The organism is Methylobacterium sp. W2 (assembly GCF_020662345.1).
Lineage (GTDB): Bacteria > Pseudomonadota > Alphaproteobacteria > Rhizobiales > Beijerinckiaceae > Methylobacterium.
This window is the reverse complement of sequence record NZ_VMOA01000001.1, coordinates 102,043-127,034: the sequence shown is the minus strand read 5'-3', so window position 1 is coordinate 127,034 and position 24,992 is coordinate 102,043. Positions and strand designations below refer to the sequence as shown.

The 24,992-nt window shown below is 70.7% G+C and carries 24 protein-coding genes and 1 riboswitch; of the genes, 17 read left to right on the top strand and 7 right to left on the bottom strand.

The genetic code is table 11. The features are described 5' to 3' along the window. Nucleotides 1-62: 62 nt before the first annotated feature. Nucleotides 63-1,250, top strand: coding sequence for an MFS transporter (locus FPV16_RS00585; RefSeq protein WP_227435331.1), 1,188 nt, complete (start codon nt 63-65; stop codon nt 1,248-1,250). On the opposite strand, the gene cobD is transcribed toward FPV16_RS00585, so the two are convergent. Then, entirely contained in the window at nt 1,251-2,270 is a 1,020-nt protein-coding gene (gene cobD / locus FPV16_RS00580; RefSeq protein WP_227435329.1) for a threonine-phosphate decarboxylase CobD, read from the bottom strand. A 44-nt stretch (nt 2,271-2,314) separates the two neighbouring features. Here cobD and cbiB point away from each other — a divergent pair, with 44 nt between their 5' ends. Continuing rightward, nucleotides 2,315-3,316 (top strand): adenosylcobinamide-phosphate synthase CbiB, encoded by a 1,002-nt coding sequence (gene cbiB, locus FPV16_RS00575; protein WP_227435327.1) that lies wholly within the window; start codon nt 2,315-2,317, stop codon nt 3,314-3,316. A gap of 34 nt (nt 3,317-3,350) precedes the next feature. Next, nucleotides 3,351-4,418 (top strand): DUF3616 domain-containing protein, encoded by a 1,068-nt coding sequence (locus FPV16_RS00570; RefSeq protein WP_227435325.1) that lies wholly within the window; start codon nt 3,351-3,353, stop codon nt 4,416-4,418. Nucleotides 4,419-4,422: 4 nt separating this feature from the next. On the opposite strand, the gene FPV16_RS00565 is transcribed toward FPV16_RS00570, so the two are convergent. The 5 genes from FPV16_RS00565 to cobU form a co-directional block, all read right to left on the bottom strand. Next, nucleotides 4,423-5,757, bottom strand: a complete 1,335-nt coding sequence (locus FPV16_RS00565) for an MFS transporter (RefSeq protein WP_227435323.1) — start codon at nt 5,755-5,757, stop codon at nt 4,423-4,425. Between the two features lie 67 nt (nt 5,758-5,824). Beyond that, entirely contained in the window at nt 5,825-7,285 is a 1,461-nt protein-coding gene (locus FPV16_RS00560) for a cobyric acid synthase (RefSeq protein ID WP_227435322.1), read from the bottom strand. Nucleotides 7,286-7,342: 57 nt separating this feature from the next. Beyond that, a complete protein-coding gene (locus tag FPV16_RS00555) occupies nt 7,343-8,050 on the bottom strand; it encodes a hypothetical protein (protein WP_227435319.1) in 708 nt (235 codons plus the stop codon). Then, nucleotides 8,050-8,670: a cob(I)yrinic acid a,c-diamide adenosyltransferase gene (gene cobO, locus FPV16_RS00550; RefSeq protein WP_227435318.1), complete on the bottom strand. Its 621-nt coding sequence runs from the start codon at nt 8,668-8,670 to the stop codon at nt 8,050-8,052. Before cobO ends, FPV16_RS00555 begins: the two co-directional genes overlap by 1 nt. After that, entirely contained in the window at nt 8,667-9,200 is a 534-nt protein-coding gene (cobU, locus tag FPV16_RS00545; RefSeq protein WP_227435316.1) for a bifunctional adenosylcobinamide kinase/adenosylcobinamide-phosphate guanylyltransferase, read from the bottom strand. The genes cobO and cobU overlap by 4 nt, the downstream gene beginning before the upstream one ends. A gap of 85 nt (nt 9,201-9,285) precedes the next feature. Further along, nucleotides 9,286-9,480: riboswitch (cobalamin riboswitch) on the top strand. Nucleotides 9,481-9,534: 54 nt separating this feature from the next. Here cobU and FPV16_RS00540 point away from each other — a divergent pair. The 10 genes from FPV16_RS00540 to cobJ all read left to right on the top strand — a co-directional run bounded on the left by FPV16_RS00540 (nt 9,535) and on the right by cobJ (nt 20,019). Then, nucleotides 9,535-9,711, top strand: coding sequence for a CbtB domain-containing protein (locus tag FPV16_RS00540; protein ID WP_018045261.1), 177 nt, complete (start codon nt 9,535-9,537; stop codon nt 9,709-9,711). Between the two features lie 31 nt (nt 9,712-9,742). Further along, nucleotides 9,743-10,522: a CbtA family protein gene (locus tag FPV16_RS00535; RefSeq protein WP_227435314.1), complete on the top strand. Its 780-nt coding sequence runs from the start codon at nt 9,743-9,745 to the stop codon at nt 10,520-10,522. Beyond that, the gene (locus FPV16_RS00530; RefSeq protein ID WP_227435313.1) at nt 10,515-10,937 is read left to right on the top strand and encodes a DUF1636 family protein; all 423 of its coding nucleotides are present in this window, start codon (nt 10,515-10,517) and stop codon (nt 10,935-10,937) included. Before FPV16_RS00535 ends, FPV16_RS00530 begins: the two co-directional genes overlap by 8 nt. Beyond that, nucleotides 10,934-11,968 (top strand): cobalamin biosynthesis protein CobW, encoded by a 1,035-nt coding sequence (cobW, locus tag FPV16_RS00525; protein WP_227435312.1) that lies wholly within the window; start codon nt 10,934-10,936, stop codon nt 11,966-11,968. Before FPV16_RS00530 ends, cobW begins: the two co-directional genes overlap by 4 nt. A gap of 170 nt (nt 11,969-12,138) precedes the next feature. Beyond that, on the top strand, nt 12,139-12,906 hold the full coding sequence (locus tag FPV16_RS00520; protein ID WP_227435311.1) for a DUF4349 domain-containing protein: 768 nt from the start codon (nt 12,139-12,141) through the stop codon (nt 12,904-12,906). Between the two features lie 13 nt (nt 12,907-12,919). Then, on the top strand, nt 12,920-16,414 hold the full coding sequence (gene cobN / locus FPV16_RS00515; protein WP_227435310.1) for a cobaltochelatase subunit CobN: 3,495 nt from the start codon (nt 12,920-12,922) through the stop codon (nt 16,412-16,414). After that, the gene (locus FPV16_RS00510) at nt 16,411-17,847 is read left to right on the top strand and encodes a hypothetical protein (protein ID WP_227435309.1); all 1,437 of its coding nucleotides are present in this window, start codon (nt 16,411-16,413) and stop codon (nt 17,845-17,847) included. Before cobN ends, FPV16_RS00510 begins: the two co-directional genes overlap by 4 nt. Continuing rightward, a complete protein-coding gene (locus tag FPV16_RS00505) occupies nt 17,844-18,476 on the top strand; it encodes a precorrin-8X methylmutase (RefSeq protein WP_227435308.1) in 633 nt (210 codons plus the stop codon). The genes FPV16_RS00510 and FPV16_RS00505 overlap by 4 nt, the downstream gene beginning before the upstream one ends. After that, the gene (locus FPV16_RS00500; protein ID WP_227435307.1) at nt 18,476-19,267 is read left to right on the top strand and encodes a precorrin-2 C(20)-methyltransferase; all 792 of its coding nucleotides are present in this window, start codon (nt 18,476-18,478) and stop codon (nt 19,265-19,267) included. The genes FPV16_RS00505 and FPV16_RS00500 overlap by 1 nt, the downstream gene beginning before the upstream one ends. Next, nucleotides 19,264-20,019, top strand: a complete 756-nt coding sequence (gene cobJ, locus FPV16_RS00495) for a precorrin-3B C(17)-methyltransferase (RefSeq protein ID WP_227435305.1) — start codon at nt 19,264-19,266, stop codon at nt 20,017-20,019. Before FPV16_RS00500 ends, cobJ begins: the two co-directional genes overlap by 4 nt. Before the next feature lie 170 nt (nt 20,020-20,189). Here the strand turns inward: cobJ and FPV16_RS00490 are convergent, their stop codons facing one another. Next, nucleotides 20,190-20,927, bottom strand: coding sequence for a cobalt-precorrin-6A reductase (locus FPV16_RS00490; protein WP_227435302.1), 738 nt, complete (start codon nt 20,925-20,927; stop codon nt 20,190-20,192). A 32-nt stretch (nt 20,928-20,959) separates the two neighbouring features. Between FPV16_RS00490 and cbiE the strand changes: the two genes are divergently transcribed. From cbiE to FPV16_RS00470, 4 genes are all read left to right on the top strand, one after another. Further along, a complete protein-coding gene (gene cbiE / locus FPV16_RS00485; RefSeq protein ID WP_227435301.1) occupies nt 20,960-22,189 on the top strand; it encodes a precorrin-6y C5,15-methyltransferase (decarboxylating) subunit CbiE in 1,230 nt (409 codons plus the stop codon). Between the two features lie 233 nt (nt 22,190-22,422). After that, complete coding sequence (locus FPV16_RS00480; protein WP_227435299.1) at nt 22,423-22,878, top strand: cobalamin biosynthesis protein; 456 nt, start codon at nt 22,423-22,425, stop codon at nt 22,876-22,878. Beyond that, the gene (gene cobM / locus FPV16_RS00475; protein ID WP_227435297.1) at nt 22,875-23,657 is read left to right on the top strand and encodes a precorrin-4 C(11)-methyltransferase; all 783 of its coding nucleotides are present in this window, start codon (nt 22,875-22,877) and stop codon (nt 23,655-23,657) included. Before FPV16_RS00480 ends, cobM begins: the two co-directional genes overlap by 4 nt. Next, complete coding sequence (locus tag FPV16_RS00470; protein WP_227435295.1) at nt 23,654-24,982, top strand: cobyrinate a,c-diamide synthase; 1,329 nt, start codon at nt 23,654-23,656, stop codon at nt 24,980-24,982. The genes cobM and FPV16_RS00470 overlap by 4 nt, the downstream gene beginning before the upstream one ends. Nucleotides 24,983-24,992: the final 10 nt, after the last annotated feature.

The window sequence follows — 24,992 nt, the reverse complement described above, 5'->3', positions numbered from 1 at the left end:
AGTCCATTGCTTCTTCATCGGCTTGGCGCGACGGGCGGCACCCTTCCGGTGCGAGCGTGACCATGCAACCCGATACCGGTTCCGGCCACGGATTCACCGCCAGGGCGCGCTTCGGCCTGACCCTGATCGCCGGGGGCGCCGTCGCCAACATCTACTACAACCAGCCCCTTCTCGCGGTTCTGGTGAGCGAGTTCGGCGAGCGCGCCGCGCTCCTCGTTCCCACCGCATGCCTCGTGGGCTACGGCCTCGGCATCCTCGGCCTTGTGCCCCTGGGCGATGCCTGGCCGCGGCGGACGCTCATCGTGGCGCAATTGCTGGGCTTGAGCGTAGCGCTCCTCGGTGCCGCCCTGGCGCCGACCCTCGCCTTCCTGACGATCGCCTGCCTCCTCATCGGGTTCCTCTCCTCGGCCGCACAGCAGGCGGTCCCCTTCGCCGCCGAACTCGCTCCGGATGAGAGCCGCGGCCGGATGGTCGGGCAGGTGATGACGGGCCTCCTCACCGGCATCCTCCTCGCCCGGACGGTGAGCGGCTTCGTGGGCGCGCATTTCGGCTGGCGCGCGGTGTTCTTCGCCGCCGCTGTCGTGGCCCTGGTCATCGCCGCCGTGGCGGCCGCGACCCTGCCGAAGACGAAGCAGACCAAGCCGTTGCGCTACCGCGCGCTGATGCTGTCGATCCTGCATCTCGTGAAGACGCAGCCCATCCTGCGCAACGCCAGCCTCTCGCAGGGCTTGCTGTTCGCGAGCTTCAACGCGTTCTGGGTGACCCTGGCCCTGCTAGTGGAAGCCCCGCCCTTCGATCTCACCGCCGCCGGCGCCGGCCTGTTCGGGGTGATCGGGGTCTGCGGCGCCTTCGTCGCCCCGCTCTCCGGGCGCTACACCGACAGGAAGGGCGCCCGGCCGGTGGTCGTCACCGGCGGTGCCCTCGTCCTCGTCTCGTTCCTCGTGCTTTGGCTCGGGGGCGAGGTCTCGCTGGTGGCGGTGGCCATCGGGGTGCTTCTCATCGATATCGGCCTCAACGGCGCGCTCATCGCCAACCAGACCCGAGCCTACGCCCTCGTTCCCGGCGCCAGGGGCCGGGTCAACACCGTGCTGTTCACGGTGATGTTCGTGTTCGGGGCGCTGGGGGCCTTCGCCGGCTCGCAGGCTTTCCTGATAGCGGGGTGGCCCGGCGTCTGCGCGGTCGGCGCCCTGCTCTCGGGCGGTGGCCTCCTCGTGGCGATCTTCGACCGGTCGCGGACGAAGCCCGCCTGATCAGGCGGGTTTGAGGACACGGGACAGGCGGCACCATTCGCCCTTGTCCGCCGGCAGGCCGAAGCGCAGCCAGTGCGGGTTGGCCTCGAATCGGCGGACATAGATGCCGGCCTCGCCGAGGCGCAGAAACAAGCCCGGCGCATCGTAGAACGCGGCCGTGCGGAACAGGCAGGTGCCGCCGACGATGCGCCCTCCCCGGCAGGCGAGCAACCGATCGAGGCGCAGCGCATCGGCGTGACGGGCGATGGCCGCCCCCCGCAGCCAGGCCCCATCGGACAACGCCGCCCGGCCGATGGCGAGCGCCGGTCCCGGCACCGCCCAGGGTCCCAGCGCTTGCGCGATCCGCCGGGCGAGCGCCGATTCCGTGAGAGCGAAGCCGAGGCGGATGCCGGCCAGCCCATAAGTCTTGCCGAAGGAGCGCAGCACCACCAGACCGGGACTCGCTCGCGGCGCGAGGGATTCGACCGACTCGAGGTCGATGAAGGCCTCGTCCACGACGAGCCAGCCTCCGCGCTGGGCGAGTCGTCCCGCGAGGTCGAGAAGCGTGGAGGCCTCCCAGGTCCGGCCATCGGGATTGTTCGGGTTGACGACGACGACGACGTCCGCCCCCTCGGCCTGCGCCGGATCGGGCACTACCGTCACGGCATGGCCGCCCCGGAGCCAGGCCGCCTCGTGCTCGCCATAGGTGGGGCCGATCACGGCCACGCGCGAATGCGACCTCTGGCGCGGCAGCGTCTCGATGAGGATCTGCGTGCCGGGCGCCGCCGCGATCCGGGCCGGATCGGCGACGCCATAGGCATGGGCAGCGGCGGCGCACAGGGCGTTCAGGTCGGCGCGGGAGGGAAGTCGCCGGAACGCGCTGGCCTCCAGCGGCGGACAGGGATACGGGACCGGATTGATCCCGGTGGAAAGGTCGATCCAGGGCAGCTCGGCGTGCGGGAACAGCGCCTGGGCGGCATCGAGATCGCCCCCATGGGCGATGGGCCGTTCCCGCTCGCTCGCCTCCTCCGTCCCGCTCATCGCGTTCCCATCACTCTCCCGCACCGAACCCCATTCCCGAACAGATGACCTGGACCGCCCTCGCCCATCCGCCGGACACGCTCGTGGTGCTGGGCCTCGCCCTCGCCATCGAGGCGGCGGCGGGCTATCCGGATCGGCTCTACAGGGCGCTGGGCCATCCTGTCACCTGGATCGGCAGCCTGATCGGCGGGCTCGACCGGACCCTCAATGCGGGCAGCGCGAGACGGCGGCGCGCGGCCGGGATCCTCGGCCTCCTCATCCTTCTGGGGACGGTCGGAGCCATGTCCGTCGCCGGGACGGCGCTCGCCGCCGCCACAGGCTATCTCCCCGCCCTGCTGCTCCTCGGCTTCGCCTGCGCAAGCCTGCCGGCGCAGCGCAGCCTCCACGACCATGTGGCTCGCGTCGCCATGGGCCTCCGCGACGAGGGGCTGGCGGGAGGACGACGCGAGGTCGCGATGATCGTCGGGCGCAACCCGGAAAGCCTCGACGAAGCCGGCATCTGCCGCGCCGCCATCGAGAGCCTGTCCGAAAACTTCTCCGACGGGATCGTGGCGCCCGCGTTCTGGATCGGGATCGGCGGCCTGCCGGGAGGTGCGCTCTACAAGGCGATCAACACCGCCGACAGCATGATTGGCCATCGCACGCCCCGACACGAGGCCTATGGCTGGGCCTCGGCCCGCCTCGACGATCTCGTCAACCTCCCGGCCTCGCGGCTCTCGGCGGGGCTGATCGTAGCGGCTTCCCTCCTCCATCCCGGTGCTTCAGCAGCGGGGGCGTTCCGCGCCGTCCGGTGCGACGCGGGCCGACATCGCTCGCCCAATGCCGGCTGGCCCGAGGCGGCGATGGCGGGCGCGCTCGGCCTGAGGCTGGCGGGGCCACGCATGTACGGCGCCGAGATCGTGGACGATGCCTGGATGGGCGATGGCCGGGCCGAAGCGGGCCCTCAGGATGTGGAGCGTGCGCTCGCCCTGTATCGTATCTCCTGCGCGCTGCTTTTCGGAGTTGTTGTCCTTGGCGCATCCACACTCAAGATTGTTTTTCTATAGTTTCGATCACCGACATTCAAAGGGGCGGGCGGCAATGATACGGACTGGTCTTCTGGCGATCCTGCTCCTTCACGGAGCCGCCGCGCCGGCCCTCGCGGCAGGGGGCGCCATGCGCGACCTCGTGCCCGTCGATCCGGCCTACAAGGTCACGTCCGGCCTGAGCGGTAAAAACGGCAAGCCCGCCAAGGACATCAGCGGTATCGCCTGCATGCCGCCGAAGGACGGCAAGCGGCGCTGCCTCGTGGTCAACGACGAGAATACCGGCGCGCAGTTCATCACCCTAGACGGGCACACGATCACGCCCGGCGCCGATATCGACCTCGTCGGCGGGGGACCGAACCCGAACACGCTGGGTACCCCGCCCTCGAAGAACGGGTGCACGGGCGGCGAGGGCAAGTTCGACGATCTCGACGGCGAGGGCGTCGCCTATGCGGCTCCCTATTTCTACGTGGTCGGTTCGCATGGCTGCTCGCGCGGCAAGGCGAAGTTCAAACTCTCCACCTTCGTGCTGGCGCGTATCCGGGTCGACGCGAACGGCGAGCCGGCGGGACCGGGTGCGGTGGAGACCACATACCGCCTCGGGGACGCCCTCGGACTGGCAGAAACCGTCAGCGCCTACTACACCCAGGATCTCCAGACCGATGACGGCAACGCGACGCCCAACGGCCTCAACATCGAGGGCGTCGCTGTTGACGGGACGCGCCTGTTCGCCGGCCTGCGCGCGCCGTCCCATGACGGCAAGACCTTCATCGTCGAGGCGGATGTCGGGGCTTTGTTCGCGCTGGGACACGAGCCGCTGAAGGCAGCCCCGCAGGTGATCCCGCTCTCGGTCGGCACCGGGGCCGGGATCCGCGATCTCGCCATCCTGCCCGACGGGCGGCTCCTCGTCCTCACCGGGCCGGCGCAGGGACAGACCGACGTGCCCTACAGCCTGTTCGCGGCCGGCGCCTCCGTCAACGCGAAGCTCGAGCCGATCGGCCGTCTCACCGGAGCGGAGAAAGGCGCCAAGGCGGAAGGCGTCGCGGTGCTGGGCGACAAGCGCATTCTCGTGATGTTCGACAGCGTCAAGGATGGCGGGCCGCTCGAATACACGCTGCCCTGACGGGTCAGGCCTGGCGCGGCGCAGTGGCGTCGCTCCGTCGCGCCGCGTCCCGGCGCAGGGCGGACAGCACCACGAACATCAGGCTCGCCCCGCAGGCGAGGCAGGCGGCCAGGAAGAACATGGGAACGAGGTCGCTGCCGGTGCGGTCGCGGATGATGGGCACGGCGTTCTGCGAGATGAAGCCGCCGAGATTGCCCACCGAGTTGATGGCGGCGATGCCGGCGGCGGCACTCGCCCCCTTCAGGAAGGTAGCGGGCAAGGACCAGAACACCGGCTGGGCCGAGAACACTCCCGCCGCCGCCACGCAGAGGCAGGCGAATTTCAGCACCGAGCCCGGCAGCACCACGCTGAGCACCAGGGCGAGCGCCGCGACGAGACCCGGCACCACCACGTGCCAGACCTGATCGCCCGAACGGGCCGCACGCCGCGGCACCCACCACAGGGCGACGGCCGTGATCAGCCAGGGGATGATGTTGATGAACCCGTTGACGGTGTTCGAGACCTCGAAGCTCCGCACCACCGTGGGAAGCCAGTAGCTCAGGCCATAGGCCGCCAGCGGGAAGGCGATGTAGACCGAGGCCAGCATCCAGACCCGCCGGTCGAGGAGCGCGGCGAAGGGATTGCCGTGCTCCACCTGTCCCCCGGTCTCGCGCTCGAAGGCGAGGGTGCGGGCGAGCCAGTCGCGCCCCTCGCGAGGCAGCCACCGCGCCTGTTCCGGCCCGTCGGGCAGGATGCGCAGGACCACGACGGCGAGGATCAGGGCTGGAATGCCCGTCGCCACGAAGACCCATTGCCAGCCCTTGAGGCCGAGGAGACCGTCGAGGTCGAGGAGGGCGCCGCCGATGGCCGCGCCGACCGCGTTGGCGAGCGCGCTCGCGATCATGAACCAGCCGATCATGCGGGCCCGGTGCGATTGCGGAAACCACAGGGTGAGTGCGAACAACACGCCGGGGAAGAACCCCGCCTCCGCCACACCGAGGAGGAAGCGCAGGATGTAGAACATCGCCGTGTTCTGGGTGAAGCCGAGCAGGATCGTGATGATCCCCCAGGTCAGCATGATCCGGGCGAACCAGCGCCTCGCGCCGACCCGCTCCAGGATGACGTTGGCGGGAACCTCGAACAGGAAATAGCCAAGGAAGAACAACGACGCCCCGAGCCCATAGGCGGTCTCGCTCAAGGATAGGTCGCCAACCATCTGGAGCTTGGCGTAGGAGATGTTCTGCCGGTCGATATAGGCGATCAGGTACATCAGCCCGAGGAGCGGCATCAGCCGCAGCGTGACGGTTCGGACCGTGTCGTGGGCGAGGCGCGCATCGACCTGCGGGGGCGGCAGCGTCATCGGCGGTTTCCTCGGGGCTCACCCCTCGAACGGGGGCCTGATGGTGGGAGCCTACGCCGCAAAACCGCTATCGCGCCAGCGCCAGCAGGCGGTCGCAATCGACATGGGCCTCGATGTGTCGCGCCAATTCGTCGAGGACGCGCTCGACCCCGCTTTCGTAGGAATGGCCGTCCGAGGCCGCCCCGAGGCGCGCGAGCCAGGCAGCCCGCTGCCGGTCGTCGGAGAAGAGGCCGTGGACATAGGTACCGCTGACCCGCCCGTCGGCAGAGACCGCCCCATCCGCCCGCCCGTCGGCGAAGCGCAGCAGCGGCGTCACCGTGTCCGGACCGGCCGTGTCGCCCACATGCATCTCGTAGCCGCTGAACGGCAGGTCGTCGGCCAGTGTCCGGCCGCTCACCGCTTCGAGCCGCTTCAGCGGCGTCATCACCGTCTCGACGTCGAGCAGGCCGAGTCCGGCGACACTGCGCGGCTCGCCCTCGATCCCGTGCGGATCGCTCAGGGTACGGCCGAGCATCTGGTAGCCGCCGCAGAGGCCGAGCACATGGCCGCCGCGCCGGATATGGGCGCGGATGTCCACGTCCCAGCCCTCACGGCGCAGGGCGTCGAGATCGTCGATGGTGGTCTTGGAGCCCGGCAGCAGGACGAGGGCCACGTCCCCGGGGATCGCCTCGCCGGGCCTGACCAGCACCACCTCGACCTCGGTCTCGGCTCTCAGGGGATCGATATCGTCGAAATTGGCGATCCGCGGCAGGACCGGCACTGCGACGCGGACCCGCGTGCGGGCGGTGGCCGCGGAACCCGCGAGACCGAGCATGTCCTCGGCCGGCAACCGGGCGGCGAGGGGAAAATGCGGCACGAGGCCGAGCGCCGGCCAGCCGGTATGCTCCGTCACGATGGCCATGCCGTCGGCGAACAGGCTCGGATCGCCCCGGAAGCGGTTGACGAGGAAACCGGCGATCATGGCCGCATCCTCGGGCGCGATCACGGCCTTCGTGCCGACGAGGCTGGCGATGACACCGCCCCGGTCGATGTCGCCGAGCAGGATCACGGGCGTGTCGGTGGCTCGGGCAAAGCCCATATTGGCGATGTCGCCCCGGCGCAGATTCACCTCCGAGGCCGAACCAGCGCCTTCCACGATCACGAGATCGGCCTGAGCTTTCAGGTGCGAAAAACTTTCCAGCACGGAGGCCAGAAGGCGCGGCTTCCAGGCCTGGTAATCCCTGGCCTTCGCCGTGCCGACCATGCGGCCCTGGACCACCACCTGCGAGCCGGTCTCGCTCTGGGGCTTCAGCAGAACCGGGTTCATGTGAATGGAGGGCGCCACCCGGCAGGCCCGCGCCTGCAGCGCTTGGGCCCGGCCGATCTCGCCGCCATCGGCGGTGACGGCGGCGTTGTTGGACATGTTCTGCGGCTTGAACGGCCTCACGGCGAGGCCGCGATGGGTGAAGGCCCGGCAGAGTCCGGCGACGATCAGCGACTTGCCGACATCCGAGCCGTTGCCCTGGATCATGATGGCACGGGCGGTCATGCGTTCGGGTCTCGTCCGGTGTGCCGAGGGGCTTGGGCGAGCCCTAGCACGGCCGCGTCAGGGCCGCGACGGCGGAGCCGCGCCGCAGGCGGGATCGGGAGGCCGCGCGGCTCGGTGGAAGTCGAGGATGGCGGAGGCGTAGGTCTCTACCACCTCGGAGAACGGCACCCGCTCGGCCGTGAACAGGACCGCGCGATGGCTGAACAGGCGGTCGGGTATCGCGAGCGCGCCGCATGCGGATGCGGGCGGAGGGGCCTGTTCCCATCCGGGCGCCAGAGGCCGCCAGAGGAGTTCGGCGCCGATGGTCTGGCGGGTGGTACCCAAGGCCTGGACCGCTCTGCCGAAGGGCGTGTCGGTCGTCTCCAGAAGGCGGTTCATCTCCGGATTCAGCCGTTCCGGCACGTACCAATTGTCCGCCTCCGACAGGACGTGACCGCCACAGGCGAGCCGGACGCGGCGATATTTCAGGATGGTCTCAGGCCCGGCGGCCAGGCGACGGCGCGTCTCCTCCGAGGCGGGCCTGTCCACATCGCGCAGGAGGGTCGCGGCGAGCCGTGGGGGCTCCGCCATGCCGTGCTCTGAGCACCAGCCCTCCAGCGTCGTCGTCGCGCTGCGGCTCGCCAGGAGCCGCGCATTCAGCCCCTCCATCACCGCCAAGGCCTCGACACGGCCGAGATAGGTATCCGGCCAGGACGCGACGGGCTGCGAGGTGGCCGCCGTCGCCATGGTGGCGAGAAGACCGAACGAGAAGAGGGAAATCCGCATCAGAACTCGATCCCCTCCTGCGCCTTCACCCCGGCGGCGAAATGGTGCTTCACGCTGCTCATCTCGGTGACGAGGTCGGCGGCCTCGATGAGGGCCGACTTGGCGTTGCGGCCGGTGACGATGATGTGGAGGTCGGGCCGGCGCGCACGGAACGCCGCCACCACGGCGTCGATGGGCAGGTAATCGTAGCGCAGGGCAATGTTGAGTTCGTCGAGGAGGACGAGGCGGATGGAGGGATCGGCCATCAACTCCTCGGCCTTGGCCCAGGCCTGCTCGGCGGCGGCGATGTCACGGACCTTGTCCTGAGTTTCCCAAGTGAAGCCTTCGCCGAGCGTGTGCCATTCGATTTGGTCACCGAAGGCTTTCAGCGCGTGCTTCTCGCCCGTGTCCCAGGCCCCCTTGATGAACTGGACCACGCCGACCCGCCAGCCATGGCCGAGCGCCCGCAGGACGAGGCCGAGCCCGGCCGTGGTCTTGCCCTTGCCGGGGCCGGTATTGACGATGAGAAGCCCCTTCTCGATCGTCTTGCCCGCCACCTCGGCGTCCTGGACGGCCTTGCGCTTCTCCATCTTCTCACGGTGACGGTGGGCCTCCGGGTCGCTCGTGTCTGAAACGCTCATGCGGCTGCTCCGGGTTGGGGTTTCACGATCATCGGCAGTCCCGCCACCATGAACACCACATGGTCGGCCCGCGCAGCGAGGCGCTGGTGCAGGCGGCCCGCCGCGTCACGGAAGCGGCGGGCGAGGGCATTGTCCGGCACGATGCCGAGCCCGACCTCGTTGCCCACCAGCACCACCGGCCCCGGCGCCGTTTCGCAGGCCTCGATAAGCGCGACGGTCGCGGCCTCGACGTCCGCCTCGGACAGGATCAGGTTGGTGAGCCAAAGCGTCAGGCAATCGACCAGCACCGGCCCGTCCGAGGCGGCGACGGCCTCGGGGAGATCGATCGGCACGTCCCGCGTGATCCAATCGGCCGAGCGGCGCGACCGGTGAAGGGTGATGCGCTCCCGCATCTCATCGTCCCAGGCCTGCGCGGTGGCGACGTAGAGCCACGGCGCGGGGCAGGATTCGATCAGGCGCTCCGCATGCAGGCTCTTGCCCGAGCGCGCGCCGCCGAGAACCAGGGTCATTCGTGGGGAAGGCTGCGGCATGGCCTCCTTTAGCGCGAAACCGCCCTGCCCCGTCAAAGGCGGTAAAACGCTTTGGCAGCGCGTTGTCAGCGCTCCCGCGAGCGCGTAGAAGCGAGGTTCGGACGGTGCCCCGGCGACGGGGTGAAAAGGGAATGCGGTGAGGGCTCACGCCTGAAACCGCAGCTGCCCCCGCAACTGTGAGCGGAGACGGGCCTGCCATCGGCCACTGGAGCGATCCGGGAAGGCGGCAGGACCGGACGACCCGCGAGCCAGGAGACCTGCCTTCCGAAGGGGACATCCGTCCTCCCGCTCGATCCTCGAACGCCGCCGGCGGGGCGGCCGGAGACCTGACACCATGACGACCAACACCCTCGTCCTCACCGGCACCCGCAGCAACGAGCGTCTCGGCGCCGTGCTCATGGCCGCCTTCCTCGGCCTCGGCCTCGTGTTCATGGCGGGCTTCGCCCCGGCAATGGCGTTGCACAACGCAGCCCACGACTTCCGGCACGCCCAGAATTTCCCCTGCCACTGACCGCCTCGCGCTCAGGCAGGATCCAAAACTCATGATTATCCGACTCGTGTCGGCGGCCCTGGTCGCCGGCTTCCTGGCGGCTGTCGTCGCCACGGGCTTGCAGCTCGCCCTCACCTCGCCGCTGATCATCGCGGCCGAGCGTTACGAGAGCGGCGAGGCCACGGCCCCGGCAGCGCAATGGATGCGGCCCGGCGTCTCTCCCGCGTCCCTCATCGTGCCCGTTCATTCGGGCCACGACCATGGCGGCAAGACGGAGGGCGTCGAGGGCGGCGAAGTCGCTCCGGCCTGGCAGCCCGGCCCCGGCCTGCCGCGCATGGTCTTCACCGCCCTTGCCACCCTCGTCGGCGGCGTCGGTTATGCCCTGCTGCTGGGCGCGGCTCTCATCGCCTGCGGTCGTGAGCCGAACCCGGAAACGGGCCTGCGCTTCGCCATCGCCGGCTTCCTCGCGGTCGCCCTCGCCCCGGCCCTCGGCCTGCCGCCGGAACTCCCCGGCATGGAGGCGGCGCCGCTCGCCGAACGCCAGTTCTGGTGGATCATGACCGCGGTCGCCACCGCGATGGGGCTCTACCTCATTGCGATCCGCCGCTCCTCCATCGCCATCGCGGGGGGGATCGTGCTCCTCGTCGCCCCGCATCTGGCCGGCGCTCCGGAGACGAGCCACACCGCCTCCGCCCTGCCCCCGGGCTATGCGGCGCAGTTCGCCGCGCGCTCGCTCGGCATCGCCTTCGTGTTCTGGGCGGTAATCGGCCTCGCCTTCGGCTGGGCCTGGAACAGCGTCGGGCGCAAGAGCCCGGCGACGTCGAATGCCTGACGAGGACATCCAGGCCGGCAGGCCGGTCGTACTCTACGTCTGCGCGACTTGCCGCGTGGCCGGCGACACGTCCGAACCCCGCGCCGGGGCCCGCCTCGTCTCGGCGCTCCGCGATGCGGTGACGGAAGCCGGCACCGCCGGCGTCGCGGTGGAGAGCGTGGACTGCCTGTCGGTCTGCAAGCGTCCCTGCACCGTCGCGGTCGCGTCGGAGGGCCGCTGGACCTACGTCTACGGCGATCTCGACCCGATCGCATCCGCCAGGACCATCCTCGCGGGCATCGGCCTATATGCGGAGACCCCGGACGGTATCGTGCCCTGGAAGGCGCGGCCGGAGGCGTTCCGCAAAGGCGTCGTCGCCCGCATCCCCCCGTTTCCTCCGCCCCGCGCGGATAGAGTTCCGGACGCCGCCGAATGAGCATCGTCGAGAAGATTCCCTGCACCATCGTCACCGGCTTCCTCGGAGCCGGCAAGACGACCCTCGTGCGTCACCTTGTAGAAAATGCCGGCGGGCGTCGCCTCGCCATCATCGTCAACGAATTCGGCGATATCGGCTTCGACGGCTCGTTCCTGGCCGCCTGTGGTATCGAGGGCTGCCAGGACGAGGACATCGTGGAGCTCGCCAACGGCTGCATCTGCTGCACCGTGGCCGACGATTTCGTCCCCGCCCTCAACAAGCTCCTCGACCGGGCCGACCCGCCGGAGCACATCCTCATCGAGACGTCCGGCCTCGCTCTGCCCAAGCCCCTGGTCCAGGCCTTCCATTGGCCGGCGATCCGCTCGCGGGTGACCGTGGACGGGGTGATCGCGGTGATCGACGGACCGGCCGTGGCAGCCGGCTTCTTCGCCGACGATCCGGCGGCCCTCGCCGCCCAGCGCGCCGACGATGCCAGTGTCGATCACGACAACCCGCTGGAAGAGGTGTTCGAGGACCAGCTCCTCTGCGCCGACCTCGTCGTGATGAACAAGGCCGACCTCCTCGACGAAGCTGGCAAGGCCAAGGTCCGCGCCGAGGTCGAGCGCCAGCTGCCGCGCGCGGTGAAGATGGTCGAATCCGAGCATGGCCGCCTGGACCCGCGCGTGATCCTCGGCCTCGGCGCCGCCGCCGAGGACGACCTCGACGCCCGCCCCTCCCATCACGGCGAGGGCGAAGACCACGATCACGACGATTTCGACTCCGTGGCCATTTCCGTGCCTGCCACAACGAGCGCCGAGGATCTCGCCGCCCGCGTGGCCCGCGCCGCCGAGACCAGCGGCGTCCTGCGGATCAAGGGTTTCGCCGAGGTCACCGGTAAGCCCATGCGCCTCGTGGTCCAGGGCGTCGGCGCCCGCATCGCCCATCATTACGACCGCCCCTGGCGGGCGAGCGAGAACCGCGACGGCCGCCTCGTCGTGATCGGCCTGAAGGGCTTCGACCAGGGGGCGGTGGCGACCGCCCTGGCGGGGTGAGTCCGTTGGCGGCCCGGACGGTCCGACGGATCCCGGTGAGCGGGTGCCGCGGCCTCGCGGTCGCGTCCGGATTGGCGGCTCTCGCGGCGATCGGTGGCTGCTCGGACTCACGCCCGCCCAAGCCGGAGTTTCAGGCCTCGGATAGGCGGGCGACGGCTCGCCTCAATCCGATGGTCCGCCCGCTGGCTCAGACGGGCGATGCGAAGCTCGCCTATACCCACGACCTGACCATCGGATTGCCGCCTCAGCGGGTCACCGCGCATTTCGAGGCCGCGCGCGACCGCTGCCTGAACGAGGCGGCCCTTAAATGCGTCCTCGTCGCCGCGTCCATCGATGATGGCCAGAGGCCGTCGGGCCGTCCGCAGGCGCAGATCCAGGTCCGGCTGCCGCACGATTCCGTTGCGCCCTTCATGGCTTTCGTCACGGCTCCCCTCCCCGGCGAGGCGGCGGGCGACGTCGTACTCCGCAGGCAGTCGACACACGCCGACGACCTCACCGACGCCATCGAGGATGGCGGCCGGCGCCTGGCCCAGCTCACCGCCTATCGCACCAGACTCGACGCGATCGCCGCGCGGCCCGACCCTCGGGTGGAGGATCTGATCCGCATCGCGCAGGAACTGGCGCAGGTTCAATCGCAGATCGAAGAAGCCGATGCCAAGCAGCGCGGCCTGAGCCAGCGCGTCGACACGGAGATCGTCTCCGTCGCCCTGCGCTCCGACGAGGCGCGCGCCGGCCCCCTAGCCCCCGTGGAAGAGGCGTGGGCCCAGGCGGGCCAGACCTTCGGCATGAGTGCCGGATCGGCCTTGCGCTTCGTCGTCGCCGGGCTGCCCTGGATCCCGCTGCTACTGATCGGCGTGTTTCTCCTCCGCGCGCTGTGGCGCCTGCGCGGTCGCCGAAGTGCTGGAACCGAACGGCCGCTCTCCAAGGCACAGCCATGACGGCGCGCCGCCCATGCATCTGATCCGCGTCGACACGGTCTCCCTCGACGAGGGCGAGGCCGCCATCGATCTGGGCCAGGCGCCCGGCGACATCGTATTCCTGTCCTTCACGGATTCCGACCTCTCCGGCATGGCCGGCGCCCACGCGGCTGAGAGGGATGCGGCCGCGCGCGACCCATCGGGGAGCGCCGTCCCGACGCTCCGCCTCGCCAAGCTGGCGCGCCTGCGCCATCCGATGTCCGTCGACCTCTACGTGGACGGCGTCGTCGCGCGCTCGAAATTCGTGGTGATCCGCTGCCTCGGCGGTCTCGATTACTGGCGCTACGGCATCGAACGCGCGGCCGCCGCCGCCCGCGCGAACGGCGTGAAGCTCGCCGTGATTCCGGGTTGCGACAAGCCCGATCCCCGCCTCACCGCCTTCTCGACGGTGGCTCCCGAATTGGTGGAGACGCTGGAGAGCTATTGCCGTGCCGGCGGGTCCGACAACCTGCGCCGGATGATCCGGCGCCTCTCCCTGGAGATCGGGTACGCGGTCGAAGCGCTGCCGCCGGTCGCCCTGCCGCGCGGCTTCGCCTGGTGCCCGGGCTGCGGTCCGCTTCCGCACGAGACCGCTCTCGCCGCCGCCGGGCGGGACCGCCCCCTCGCCCTCATCCTAGTCTATCGCTCGGCCGTGCTCGGCGGTGACACCGGACCCGTGGCCGACCTCATCGCCACCCTGGGCGAGCGCGGCATCGGTGCCGTCACCCTTGCGGTGGCGAGCCTCAAGGACCCGCTGGCCCTCGATGCCGTGCGGGCAGCGCTGGCCGCGCGCAGCCCGGACATCGTGATCGCGGCGACGGCCTTCTCCGCGCGCGAGGATGCCGGCTTCGTCCTCGATAGCGCCGATGCGCCCATTCTTCAGGCCTATACGATCGGGGCCTCGCGGGAGGCCTGGGAAGCCTCGGCACGGGGTATGAACGCCGCCGACCTCGCCATGCAGGTGGCGTTGCCCGAATTCGACGGGCGGCTCTCGGGCTTTCCGATCTCGTTCAAGGAGGACGGGCCGGAACTCGACGGGTTCAGCGAGCGCCGCGCCGTGCCCTTCCCGGCCGGTATCGCGGCCCTGGCCGACCGTGCCTCGGCCTGGGTCGCGCTAAAGCATCGACCGCGCGCCATGCGCCGACTCGCCCTGGTCCTGTCCGACTACCCCGCCCGTGGGGGACGGGCCGGCTTTGCCGTCGGGCTCGACACGCCAGCGAGCGCGGGAATCATCGCGGAAACGCTGCGGCGGGCCGGCTATGCGGTGGGCACGCTGCCGGAGCCGAACACTCTGATGCACGCGCTGACGAAGGAGACTCGGACCTTCGCGGTGCCGCTCGCGGCCTATCGCGGCTGGCTCGCCACCCTGTCGCCGGACGAGCGCGACATGCTCGACCAACGCTGGGGCGAGCCGGAGGCAGACCCGGTCTGTATCGACGGGGCGTTCCGCTTCGCGATGGTGCCCGACAGCTCTCCGTCCAACCCTCAACCTCATCCTGAGGTGCCGCGGCAGCGGCCTCGAAGGAGGCCTCCAGTCTCCGCTGAGAGTTCTGGACCCCTCCTTCGAGGCCAGCGCTGCGCGCCGGCACCTCAGGATGAGGTCGGTGGTGGGGACGACCAAGAACGAAGCGCCGGTCTCGCCGTCTTCCTTCAACCCGACCGTGGCCGGGCGGCCGACCGCAAAGCCGGCTATCACGACCCCGACGAGCCGCCGACCCACGCCTATCTCGCGTTCCATCTCGGGTTGCGGGAGGGGTTCGACGCCCTGATCCATCTCGGCACTCACGGCACCACCGAATGGTTGCCGGGCAAGGCGGTGGCCCTGTCGCCGGCCTGCTGGCCGGCGCGGGCGATCGGGCATCTGCCCGTGATCTATCCCTTCATCGTCGACGATCCCGGCGAGGCGGCCCCGGTGAAGCGCCGGCTCGGCGGCATCGCGCTGGGCCACCTTACGCCCCAGACCGAATGCGCCGGCCTGACCCCGGAAGCCGCACGGCTGCGTGAACTCGTGGAGGAATATTCCTCGGCCAGCGTGCTCGACCCACGCCGGGCCGACATCATCGCCCGCGCGATCCTCGACGATGCGGCCGATGCCGGTCTTCTGTCGGGCGCCGGGATCGACGCCGACACCCCCATGGCCGACGCGCTCACCGCCCTCGACGCGCATCTGTGCGACCTCGGCGAGGTGACGACCCGCGACGGGCTCCACGTGTTCGGATCGGCACCGGACGACGCGCCGGCCCCTGTGAAAGCCTGCGCGGCCGCCGAGCGCGAGGGACTGCTCGCGGCCCTCGACGGACGCTTCGTTCCCCCCGGCCCCGCCGGCTCGCCCTCGCGGGGCCGCACCGACGTGATGCCCACGGGGCGCAACCTCACCACGCTGGATCCGCGCAGCCTGCCGACGCGGGCCGCGACCCTGCTCGGCTCGAAAGCCGCCGATGCGGTGGTGCGGCGCTACCTGCAGGACGAGGGCGATTACCCGGCCCGCATCGTCATGGATCTCTGGGCCTCGCCGACGCTTCGCACCGGCGGCGAGGATGTGGCCCATGCCCTCGCGCTCATGGGCGTGCGCCCGACCTGGGACCACGCCTCCACCCGCGTCACCGGATTCGAGGTGCTGCCGCTCGCCCTCCTCGACCGGCCGCGCATCGACGTGACCTTGCGCGTCTCGGGCGCGTTCCGCGACACCTTTCCAGAGACCCTCTCCTTCCTTGCCCGCGCAGCGGCGGCCGTAGCCGAGCGTGACGAGGAGGACGAGGAAAACCCTCTCGCCGCCGCGCGCCGCCGGGGCGAGGCCCCCGCCCGTGTCTACGGCGCAGCGCCCGGCCGCTACGGCGCAGGTGCCGGCGAGCTCGCTTTAGACGGACAATGGCAGAGCCGCGACGACCTCGGCCAAGCCTATCTCGACGCCACCTCGCATGCCTATGGCGGCGCCGAGGATATCGCCGATGCGGGTTTCGCCGCCCGCGTCGCGCAGGCCGACGCCTATGTCCATGCCTTCGACGTCGCCGAACGCGACCTCCTCGACGGCGACGCCGCGGCCGATGCCATGGGCGGGTTCTCCGCCGCCGCCGCCCTCGGCGGACGCGCGCCCGCGCTCTACAGTCTCGACGTGGCCGATCCGGAAAAGCCCAAGGCGCGTACCGCCCGCGAGGATGCGGCCCGCCTCATCCGCGCCAAGCTGGCGAACCCGCGCTGGATCGCGGCGCAACTGCGCCATGGCTATCGTGGCGCCCAGGAGCTGGCACAGGGAATCGACGCGGTCTTCGTCCTCGCCGCCGCCACGGACGCCGTCTCCGACGCCGATCTCGACCGGCTCTACGGCGCGATGATCGCCGATCTCGACGCGTTCGATGCCTTGCGCGCGGCCAATCCCGATGCCGCCCGCGCGATCCTCGAACGGTTCGACGAAGCGCGCCGGCGCGGCCTCTGGACCACCCGCCGCAACGCGATGGCCGCCGACGAACTGATGCCGGAGGCGGCCGAATGAGCGCGCCGCGCCGCGTCTCGCCCGAGCCCGCGCGCCGGGGCTGGTGCCCGAGCCTCGCCCGGCCGATGCCGACCGGGGACGGGCTGCTCGCCCGTGTCCACCCGCCGCTGGGTATCCTCACGCCGGCCCAGGCGCGGGCCGTGGCGGAGGGCGCGCGCCGCTTCGGCAACGGCCATATCGACGTGACCGCGCGGGCGAACCTGCAGGTCCGGGGCGTCACCGAGGCGACCCGCTGCGGCCTCGCGGAGGCCCTCGACTTGGTCGCGCTCGGCGATGTGCGTGGCGACGGCGGGCCGCAGCGGCTCACCCTGACCACGCCGCTCGCCGGCCTCGAATCTACGCATATCGACATCCCGACCCTGGCCGGGGCGATCGAGACAGTCGGGCTGGCAATCCCGGGCCTGCCGCCCAAAGCGCTGGTCGCAGTCGAGGTGGCCGAGTATGGCGCGTGCCTCGGCGCGGCCCAGCCCGATTGCCACCTCGTCGTCACGGCGGAGGGCATGGCGTTGCACCTGGCGGGCGACGCGGCTTGGTGGCACGTCCCGGCCGACGACGTGCGGACTGTCCTCGGCGTCGCCTTGCGCCGGCTCGCGGAGAGCGGGCAGCGCCGCATGCGGGATCTATCCTCTGCGGACAGGGGCGGGGTGGCGCTCGGCCTGGGCCTGCACCCCGCAAAGGCCCCGGCCGGCGCATTGCTCCCACGCCCCGGCCTCCTTCCCCTAAACTCACATCTTCCCACCGCTCGCAGGCAGCACGGGTCCCCTCTCCTGGAAGGAGAGGGACAGGGTGAAGTGCGGTCCAAATCCGCAGAGGTCACACACCTCACCCCAACCCCCTCCTTCCAGGAGAGGGAGCCCTGCCGCTCATCCCCCCCTAGCGAAGCTTCGCCCATCGCCATGTTGGTCGACGCGCCCTTCGGCCGCTGCACGGCGGACGCCCTGGAAGCCCTTGCCGATGCGGCCGAATCCCTCGGTGCGGAGCCCCTGCGGCTCTCGCCCACACGGGGGTTTCTCCTCGTCGCTCCCGACGCGGCGGCGGCAGAGGCGGTGCGAACCACCCTCGCAACGGCGGGCTTACTGACGGAGGCCAACGATCCGCGCGGCGCGATTGCCGCCTGCCCGGGGGCGCCGGCCTGTGGCTCGGGTTCGACAGCGACGCTTATCGACGCGTCGCGGCTGGCCGGTGCCTTCGAAGCCTTTGCGACGCGGGGCCTATCGGCCCATGTTTCCGGCTGCGCCAAAGGCTGCGCCCATCCCGCTGCTGCCTCGCTCACCCTTGTCGGGCGCGATGGCCTCTACGGCATCGTCCTCGACGGCCGGCCCGATGCATTGCCGGCGAGCCTCCTCACTTTCGACGCGGCGCTGGAGCGCGTAAGGAGGGCCGATCCGGCCTATCCCGACGCCCTCGCCCACGCTTTCAGGACATCCCCATGAGTTCGCGCCTCGACTATCTGCGCGACGGACAGGCGATCTACGCCCGGTCCTTCGCCATGATCCGCGCCGAGGCCGACCTCGCCCGCTTCTCCGGCACCGCCGAGCGCGTCGTCGTGCGGATGATCCATGCCTGCGGCATGACCGACCTGCCGAAAGACGTGGAAGCGTCCGAGGATTTCGCCGCCAGCGGCGAGGCTGCGTTGAAGGCCGGCGCGCCGATCCTGTGCGACGTCCGCATGGTCGCCGACGGCGTTACACGCTCGCGTCTTCCCGCCGACAACCGGGTGATCTGCACCCTCACCGATCCGCGCGTGCCAGGCCTCGCCGCCGAAATGGGTACCACCCGCACGGCCGCGGCCATGGAACTCTGGCGCGAGCATCTTCCCGGCAGCATCGTCGCCGTCGGCAACGCGCCGACCGCCCTGTTCCGGCTGCTCGAACTGCTCGACGAAGGTGTCGCCCCGCCGGCCGCGGTCATCGGCATCCCGGTGGGATTCGTGGGGGCCGCCGAATCGAAGGAGGCCCTCGCCCGCGACGGCCGAGTGCCCTTCATCGTCGTCCACGGGCGGCGCGGCGGCAGCGCCATGACGGCTTCCGCGATCAACGCCCTCGCCAACGAGATCGAGTGATGGATTCGAGCGAGCGGCTTCCCCCCGCCGAGCCGGCGGATTTCAGCGAGATCCCGCGGACGGTCACCACGGGCACGCTCTATGGCGTCGGCATGGGGCCGGGTGACCCGGATTACCTCACCGTCCGCGCCATGAAGGTTCTCGCCGAGGCGCCGGTGCTGGTCCATTTCTGCAAGAAGGGCCGGCGCGGTAACTCCCGCACCATCGCCGACGCGGTCATGCGCGACCCGGCCCGCGAGATGCCGCTGGTTTATCCCTACACCACCGAGCTTCCGCCCGAGCATGGCGAGTACGTCTCCGCTCTCGCTTCCTTCTACGACGATGCGGCGACGCGGATCGCCGACCACCTCGGGGCCGGGCGAGACGTGGCGATCCTGTCTGAGGGCGATCCGTTCTTCTACGGCTCGTTCATGCATCTGTGGCGGCGCCTGAAGGACCGCTTCCCGGTGGAAGTGGTGCCCGGCGTCACCGGCATGTCCGGCTGCTGGACCAGGGCCGGAACCCCGATCACCTGGGGCGACGACGTGCTGACGATCCTCCCGGCAACGCTGGGCCATGACGCCTTGGTGGAGCGCCTGCGCATCACCGACGCCGCCGTCATCATGAAGCTCGGCCGCCACTTGCCGAAGGTGCGCACGGCGCTGGCCGAGGCCGGCCTCCTCGACCGCGCGGTCTATGTGGAACGTGGCACCATGGCTGGCGAGAAAGTGATCGCGCTGGCCGAAAAGCCGGACGACGACGCCCCCTACTTCTCCATGGTGCTGGTACCCGGCGAGGGACGGCGCCCGTGACCGGCTCCGTCACGGTCGTCGGTCTCGGGCCGGGCGATCCGCGTCTCCTCACCCAGGCGGCGAGCGAAGCCCTGGCACAGGCGCAGGACCTCATCGGCTACATCCCCTACGTCGCCCGCGTTCCCGACCGTCCGGGGCTGACGAAACACGCCACCGACAACCGCGTCGAGATCGACAGAGCCGGCCATGCCCTCCGGCTCGCCGCCTCCGGCCGCCGGGTCGCCGTCGTGTCTGGTGGAGATCCGGGGGTCTTCGCCATGGCGGCGGCGATCTTCGAGGCGGTGGAGAACGGTGATCCGGCATGGCGCCACCTCGCCATCACCGTCGAGCCCGGCATCACGGCGATGCTGGCGGCCGCCGCCCGCCTCGGCGCGCCGCTGGGCGGCGATTTCTGCGCGATGTCCCTGTCCGACAACCTCAAGCCCTGGGAGGTCATCACCGCCCGGCTGGAGGCGGTGTTGCGGGCGGATTTCGTGATCTCGCTCTACAACCCGATCTCCTCGGCCCGACCCTGGCAGCTTGGCGCCGCCCTCGGTCTCGCCGCCGAACACCGTGCACCGGAGACGCCGGTCATCTTCGCCCGCGCGGTCTCCCGTCCCGACGAGGCGATCCGGATCCTGACCCTGGCACAGGCGCGTGAGACCAAGGCCGACATGGCGACGATGGTGATCATCGGCGCGTCGGGCACCCGGCTAATCCCGCGCGGTGACGCGACGCCCTTCGTCTACACCCCGCGCAGCGTGCCGGCGTGAAGGTGGGACGTAGCGTGGCTCCCCCATCTCCCCCATCCGCTGACCTCATCCTGAGGTGCCCGCTCAGCGGGCCTCGAAGGCGCCCTCCAGTAAGCACTGCGAGAACGGGAGGGCTCCTTCGAGGCCTCCGCGGCGCTGCGGCACCTCAGGATGAGGTTCAGGATCGGGCTTCAGTGGTCCAGACGGTCCCGCAGCCACGCGAGCGCTCCTTCGGCATCCAGCACACTGTCCACGGCGGGCTTCCGCGGCGGGCGTACGATCACCACCGAGAGACCGAGGGCGCGGGCGGCGGCGATCTTGCCGTAGGTGGCGGGGCCGCCGGAATTCTTGGTGACCAGAATCTCGATCCGCCGCTCGGCCAGGAACGCCGCCTCGGCGGCCTCGTCGAAGGGGCCGCGTGCGGCGATCTCGGTGAGGCGCGGCACCGGCAGTGCATCGCCGATCGGCTCGATGGCGCGGACCACGTAATCGTGCTGCGGAGCCGTCGCGAAGGCGCCGACTTCGAGGCGGCCGATCGTCAGGAACACGCGCCGGGGCGTCTCGCCGAGGGCGAGGGCGGCCTCCACCATGGTCTCGACCTCGGTCCAGCGATCTCCCTGCCTCCGCTCCCAGGCCGGGCGACGGATGGCGAGGAGCGCCACGCCGGTTCTCTCGCAGGCGAGCGCTGCGTTGCGGCCGATCCGTGCCGCGAACGGATGCGTGGCGTCGATCACCGCCTCGATCCGGTTCTCGGCGATCCAGGCGGCGAGGCCCTCGGGCCCGCCGAAACCGCCGATGCGGGTGGGGACCGGTTCGCGCTTCGGCGCGCTGGTGCGGCCGGCGAGCGACAGCGTCGCGTCGATCCTCGGATCGAGGCCCTTCACCAGGGTGCTCGCCTCGGTGGTGCCGCCGAGGATCAGAACTCGCATCGTCGCCGTCTCCGTACGCGGCAGCCTTGTCCATGAGCGCCGCGCCCGTGTCGAGCACCACTCCCTGGCTCACTATCGTCGGGATCGGCGAGGACGGCCGCACGGGCTTGAGCCCCGCCGCCACCGCCGCCCTCGACGCGGCGGAGGTCGTGTATGGCGGTAGCCGCCATTTCACCCTCGGCGCACCGCTGAGCGCCGAGGCGCGAGTCTGGCCGCGCCCGATCTCCGACGCCTATCCCGGCCTCCTCGCCCGGCGCGGCCGGCCAACCTGCATCCTCGCCACCGGCGACCCGTTTCATTACGGCATCGGCGCCGAGATCGCGCGGCTGCTGCCAGCGGCCGAGATGCGGGTGTTCCCGTACCCCTCCGCCTTCAGTCTCGCGGCAGCTCGGCTCGGTTGGCCGCTGGCCGAGATCACTTGCCTCACCCTGCACGGGCGGGCGCTGGAGCGGATCGTGCCGCATCTCCAGCCCGGCGCCCGCCTCCTCGTCCTGACCTGGGACGGGACGACGCCGGAGGCCGTCGCCGCCCTGTTGACGGAGCGCGGTTTCGGCCGCTCGCGCCTTGTTATCCTTGAAGCCATGGGCGGGCCGCGCGAAAGCCGGCACGAGGCGCGGGCCGACGCCTTCACCCTCACCGGCATCGATCCGCTTAACACCCTGGCGGTGGAGGTCGTCGCCGATGCGGACGCGCGCGTCGTCTCCCTGAGCCCCGGCCTCGACGATGCCTGGTTCGAGAATGACGGCCAGCTCACCAAGGCCGACATCCGCGCCGTGACCCTCGCCGCCCTGCGGCCGCGCGCCGGCCAGCGTCTCTGGGACATCGGTGCGGGAGCCGGCTCGATCTCCATCGAATGGATGCTGCGCCATCCCAGCCTGTGCTCGCTGGCCATCGAGGCGAACCCGGCCCGTGCCGCCCGGATCGCCCGCAACGCCGCCCGCCTCGGCGTGCCCGACCTGCGCGTGGTCGGAGGCGAGGCGCCAGCCGCCCTCGATGGATTGGAGACGCCGGACGCGATCTTCATCGGTGGCGGCGTGGCGGGCGCGGGCGTCCTCGATCGCGCCCTCGACGCGCTCAAGCCCGGAGGCCGGCTCGTCGCCAACGTCGTCACCCTGGAGGGCGAGGCGGTTCTGCTGGGCGCCTTCGCCCGCCTCGGCGGGCAGTTGAAGCGGCTGTCGGTGGCCCATGCCGACCCGGTCGGCCATCTCCATGGCTGGCGCGCCGCAATGCCGGTGACGCAGTGGGTGTGGACGAAGCGGTGACGGGCGGCGTGGCGGTGAACCGGTCCTCCCCTTTCCCCGCCAGGCGGGGAGAGGATCGCGGGCACCTCGTCATGTCCGCGATAAGCGGAGACGAAGCCGAAGCGAGGGTGAGGGGGTCTCGCCGGATAGGCCTCATCCACCGTCGCCCCCTCACCGTCGGCTGCCGCCTCGATGTGCTCCCCGACGAGGGGGAGGCACGTCCCTCTCCCCGCAAACGGGGCGAGGGGAAATCTTTGCCCGCCGAACGTATTCAGCTTGATAGCACCGAGAAAAAAGCGTTCGGGACTCGAATCCTTGTCGCCGGCATCGGCTTCCGGCATGGAGCCATGCCCGACGAAATCGTCGCCCTGATCCAACGTGCGCTTGCCGAAAGCGGTCATAAGCCGGACCGGCTCGGCGCGATCGCCACCGCAGAAGACCGCGCGAATGAGCCGTCGATCGTCGAGGCCGCCGCTGTGTTCGGCCTCGTGCCCGTCGGAATGGCCCTCGCCGAGATGATCGCGGTCGATGCGCGCGTACCGACCCGCTCGGGCCGGATCGAGGCGAGCCGGAGGGTCGGCTCGGTGGCGGAAGCCGCAGCCCTTGCTGCCGCCGGCGAGGGCGGAACCCTCATTCTGGCGCGCATCGCTTCACCAGCGGTGACATGCGCCCTTGCGCTTCCCGCGTATTTCGCCACTCAGGCGGAATGACCGTACATTTCATCGGCGCCGGCCCCGGTGCGGCCGACCTCATCACGATCCGCGGGCGCGATCTCATCGCGCGCTGCCCCGTCTGCCTCTACGCCGGCTCGCTGGTGGCGCCCGAGATCCTGTCCTGGTGCCCGTCCGACGCCCGCATCGTCGACACCGCTCCCCTCGACCTCGACGGAATCGTAGCCGAGATCGTCGCCGCGCACGAAGCCGGGCAGGACGTGGCGCGGCTGCATTCGGGCGACCTCTCGATCTGGAGCGCACTGGCCGAACAGACCCGCCGCCTCGACCGGCTCGGCATTCCCTACACGGTGACACCGGGCGTGCCCTCCTTCGCCGCCGCCGCCGCCCTGCTCCAGCGCGAACTCACCGTGCCGGGCCTCGCCCAGTCGGTGGTCCTCACCCGCACCTCCGGCCGCGCCAGCGCCATGCCGGAGCGCGAGACGCTCAAAGCCTTCGCCGCCACCGGCGCGACCCTGGCCCTGCACCTCTCCATCCACGTCATCGAGACCGTGGTGGCCGAGCTCGGGCCGTTCTACGGGGCGGATTGCGCCACCGCGGTGGTGTTCCGCGCGAGCTGGCCGGACGAGCGCGCGATCACCGGCACCCTCGCCACCATCGCGGAAGACGTGCGCGCCGCCGGCCTCGAGCGGACGGCGCTGATCCTCGTCGGCCCGGCCCTCGCGGCCCGCGACTTCCGCGAGAGCGCACTCTATTCCACCGATTACGACCGGCGCTTCCGTCCCACGGGTGGGCCGATCCCCGGAGCCGAGGCATGACGATACCCGGACGGTCCCATCCGCCGGGCCTCCTCGTCGCCGCTCCGCGGTCGAGTTCGGGCAAGACCACGGTGACGCTGGCGCTGATGCGGGCGCTCGCCCGGCGCGGCCTTGCCGTGCGCGGTGCCAAATGCGGGCCGGACTATATCGACCCAGCCTTTCATCAGGCTGCGACGGGCTATCCGAGCGTCAACCTCGACAGCTTCGCCATGCCGGATGCCATGCTCGATTCGGTGGCGGCGATGGCGGGTCGCGATGCCGACATCGTGATCGCCGAAGGCTCCATGGGCCTGTTCGACGGCATCGTCGCCAGCGAGGGTCGGACGGGCGCCAATGCCGACATCGCCGCCCGTTATGGCTGGCCCGTGCTCCTCGTCGTGGACGTGTCCGGCGCGGCCCAATCGGCCGCCGCCGTGGCACTCGGCTGCGCGCGCTACGATCCCCGCATCCGCATCGCCGGGGTGGTCTTGAACAAGGTTGCCAGCGCCCGCCATCGGCGCCTGGTCGAGGCCGGCCTCGCGCGGGTCGGCATTCCGGTCCTCGGGGTGCTCATGCGCGATGCGACTCTCGCTTTACCCGAGCGTCATCTCGGCCTGGTCCAAGCCCGCGAGACGGGCGACCTCGCCGCGCGACTCGACCGCCTCGCCGATCTGGCGGAGGCCGGCCTCGACCTCGATGCCATCCTCGCGGCCGCATCGGGGCGTCTGCCGGACGTGTCGGATGCCGTCCTGCCTCCTCCCCCGGGGCAGCGCATCGCCATCGCTTCGGATGAAGCCTTCTCGTTTCTTTATCCGCATATGGAGGCGGGCTGGCGCGCGGCGGGCGCCGAACTGGTCGCCTTCTCGCCCCTCGCGGACGAGGCGCCCCCGGAGAGCTGCGACGCCTGCTGGCTGCCGGGCGGGTATCCGGAGCTTCATGCCGGGAAACTGGCGGCGGCCAGCCGGTTCCTGAACGGCATCCGGAGCTTTGCAGACCAAAAGCCCGTGCATGGCGAGTGCGGCGGCTACATGGCTCTCGGACTCGGGCTCGAGGATGCGGCAGGCATCACGCATGCGATGGCGGGCCTGCTCCCCGTCGCGACCTCCTACAAGGTGCGCCGCCTGCATCTCGGCTACCGCGTCGCGACGCTCATTGAAGATGGACCCCTCGGGCGAGGCGGATCGCGCCTCGTTGGCCATGAGTTCCATTATGCCAGTGAGCTGACATCCTCTCCCACCCAGGATGTCGCCCTCGCGGTGGTGACCGACGCGGAGGGCGTTCCGCTAGGCATGGCCGGTCACCGAAGCGGCCGGGTGTCGGGAAGCTTCTTTCACCTCATCGGATGACCGGAAACCA

Coding starts and splice junctions, on each gene's coding strand:
- cobM (WP_227435297.1), top strand. CDS start 22,875: ATGACCGTACATTTCATCGGCGCCGGCCCCGGTGCGGCCGACCTCATC.
- cobW (WP_227435312.1), top strand. CDS start 10,934: ATGAGCATCGTCGAGAAGATTCCCTGCACCATCGTCACCGGCTTCCTC.
- FPV16_RS00565 (WP_227435323.1), bottom strand. CDS start 5,757: ATGACGCTGCCGCCCCCGCAGGTCGATGCGCGCCTCGCCCACGACACG.
- FPV16_RS00560 (WP_227435322.1), bottom strand. CDS start 7,285: ATGACCGCCCGTGCCATCATGATCCAGGGCAACGGCTCGGATGTCGGC.
- FPV16_RS00570 (WP_227435325.1), top strand. CDS start 3,351: ATGATACGGACTGGTCTTCTGGCGATCCTGCTCCTTCACGGAGCCGCC.
- FPV16_RS00540 (WP_018045261.1), top strand. CDS start 9,535: ATGACGACCAACACCCTCGTCCTCACCGGCACCCGCAGCAACGAGCGT.
- FPV16_RS00520 (WP_227435311.1), top strand. CDS start 12,139: ATGGTCCGCCCGCTGGCTCAGACGGGCGATGCGAAGCTCGCCTATACC.
- FPV16_RS00530 (WP_227435313.1), top strand. CDS start 10,515: ATGCCTGACGAGGACATCCAGGCCGGCAGGCCGGTCGTACTCTACGTC.
- cobN (WP_227435310.1), top strand. CDS start 12,920: ATGCATCTGATCCGCGTCGACACGGTCTCCCTCGACGAGGGCGAGGCC.
- cobD (WP_227435329.1), bottom strand. CDS start 2,270: ATGAGCGGGACGGAGGAGGCGAGCGAGCGGGAACGGCCCATCGCCCAT.
- FPV16_RS00470 (WP_227435295.1), top strand. CDS start 23,654: ATGACGATACCCGGACGGTCCCATCCGCCGGGCCTCCTCGTCGCCGCT.
- FPV16_RS00490 (WP_227435302.1), bottom strand. CDS start 20,927: ATGCGAGTTCTGATCCTCGGCGGCACCACCGAGGCGAGCACCCTGGTG.
- FPV16_RS00585 (WP_227435331.1), top strand. CDS start 63: ATGCAACCCGATACCGGTTCCGGCCACGGATTCACCGCCAGGGCGCGC.
- FPV16_RS00505 (WP_227435308.1), top strand. CDS start 17,844: ATGAGTTCGCGCCTCGACTATCTGCGCGACGGACAGGCGATCTACGCC.
- FPV16_RS00535 (WP_227435314.1), top strand. CDS start 9,743: ATGATTATCCGACTCGTGTCGGCGGCCCTGGTCGCCGGCTTCCTGGCG.
- cobO (WP_227435318.1), bottom strand. CDS start 8,670: ATGAGCGTTTCAGACACGAGCGACCCGGAGGCCCACCGTCACCGTGAG.
- cobU (WP_227435316.1), bottom strand. CDS start 9,200: ATGCCGCAGCCTTCCCCACGAATGACCCTGGTTCTCGGCGGCGCGCGC.
- FPV16_RS00510 (WP_227435309.1), top strand. CDS start 16,411: ATGAGCGCGCCGCGCCGCGTCTCGCCCGAGCCCGCGCGCCGGGGCTGG.
- FPV16_RS00500 (WP_227435307.1), top strand. CDS start 18,476: ATGGATTCGAGCGAGCGGCTTCCCCCCGCCGAGCCGGCGGATTTCAGC.
- cbiE (WP_227435301.1), top strand. CDS start 20,960: ATGAGCGCCGCGCCCGTGTCGAGCACCACTCCCTGGCTCACTATCGTC.
- FPV16_RS00555 (WP_227435319.1), bottom strand. CDS start 8,050: ATGCGGATTTCCCTCTTCTCGTTCGGTCTTCTCGCCACCATGGCGACG.
- cbiB (WP_227435327.1), top strand. CDS start 2,315: ATGACCTGGACCGCCCTCGCCCATCCGCCGGACACGCTCGTGGTGCTG.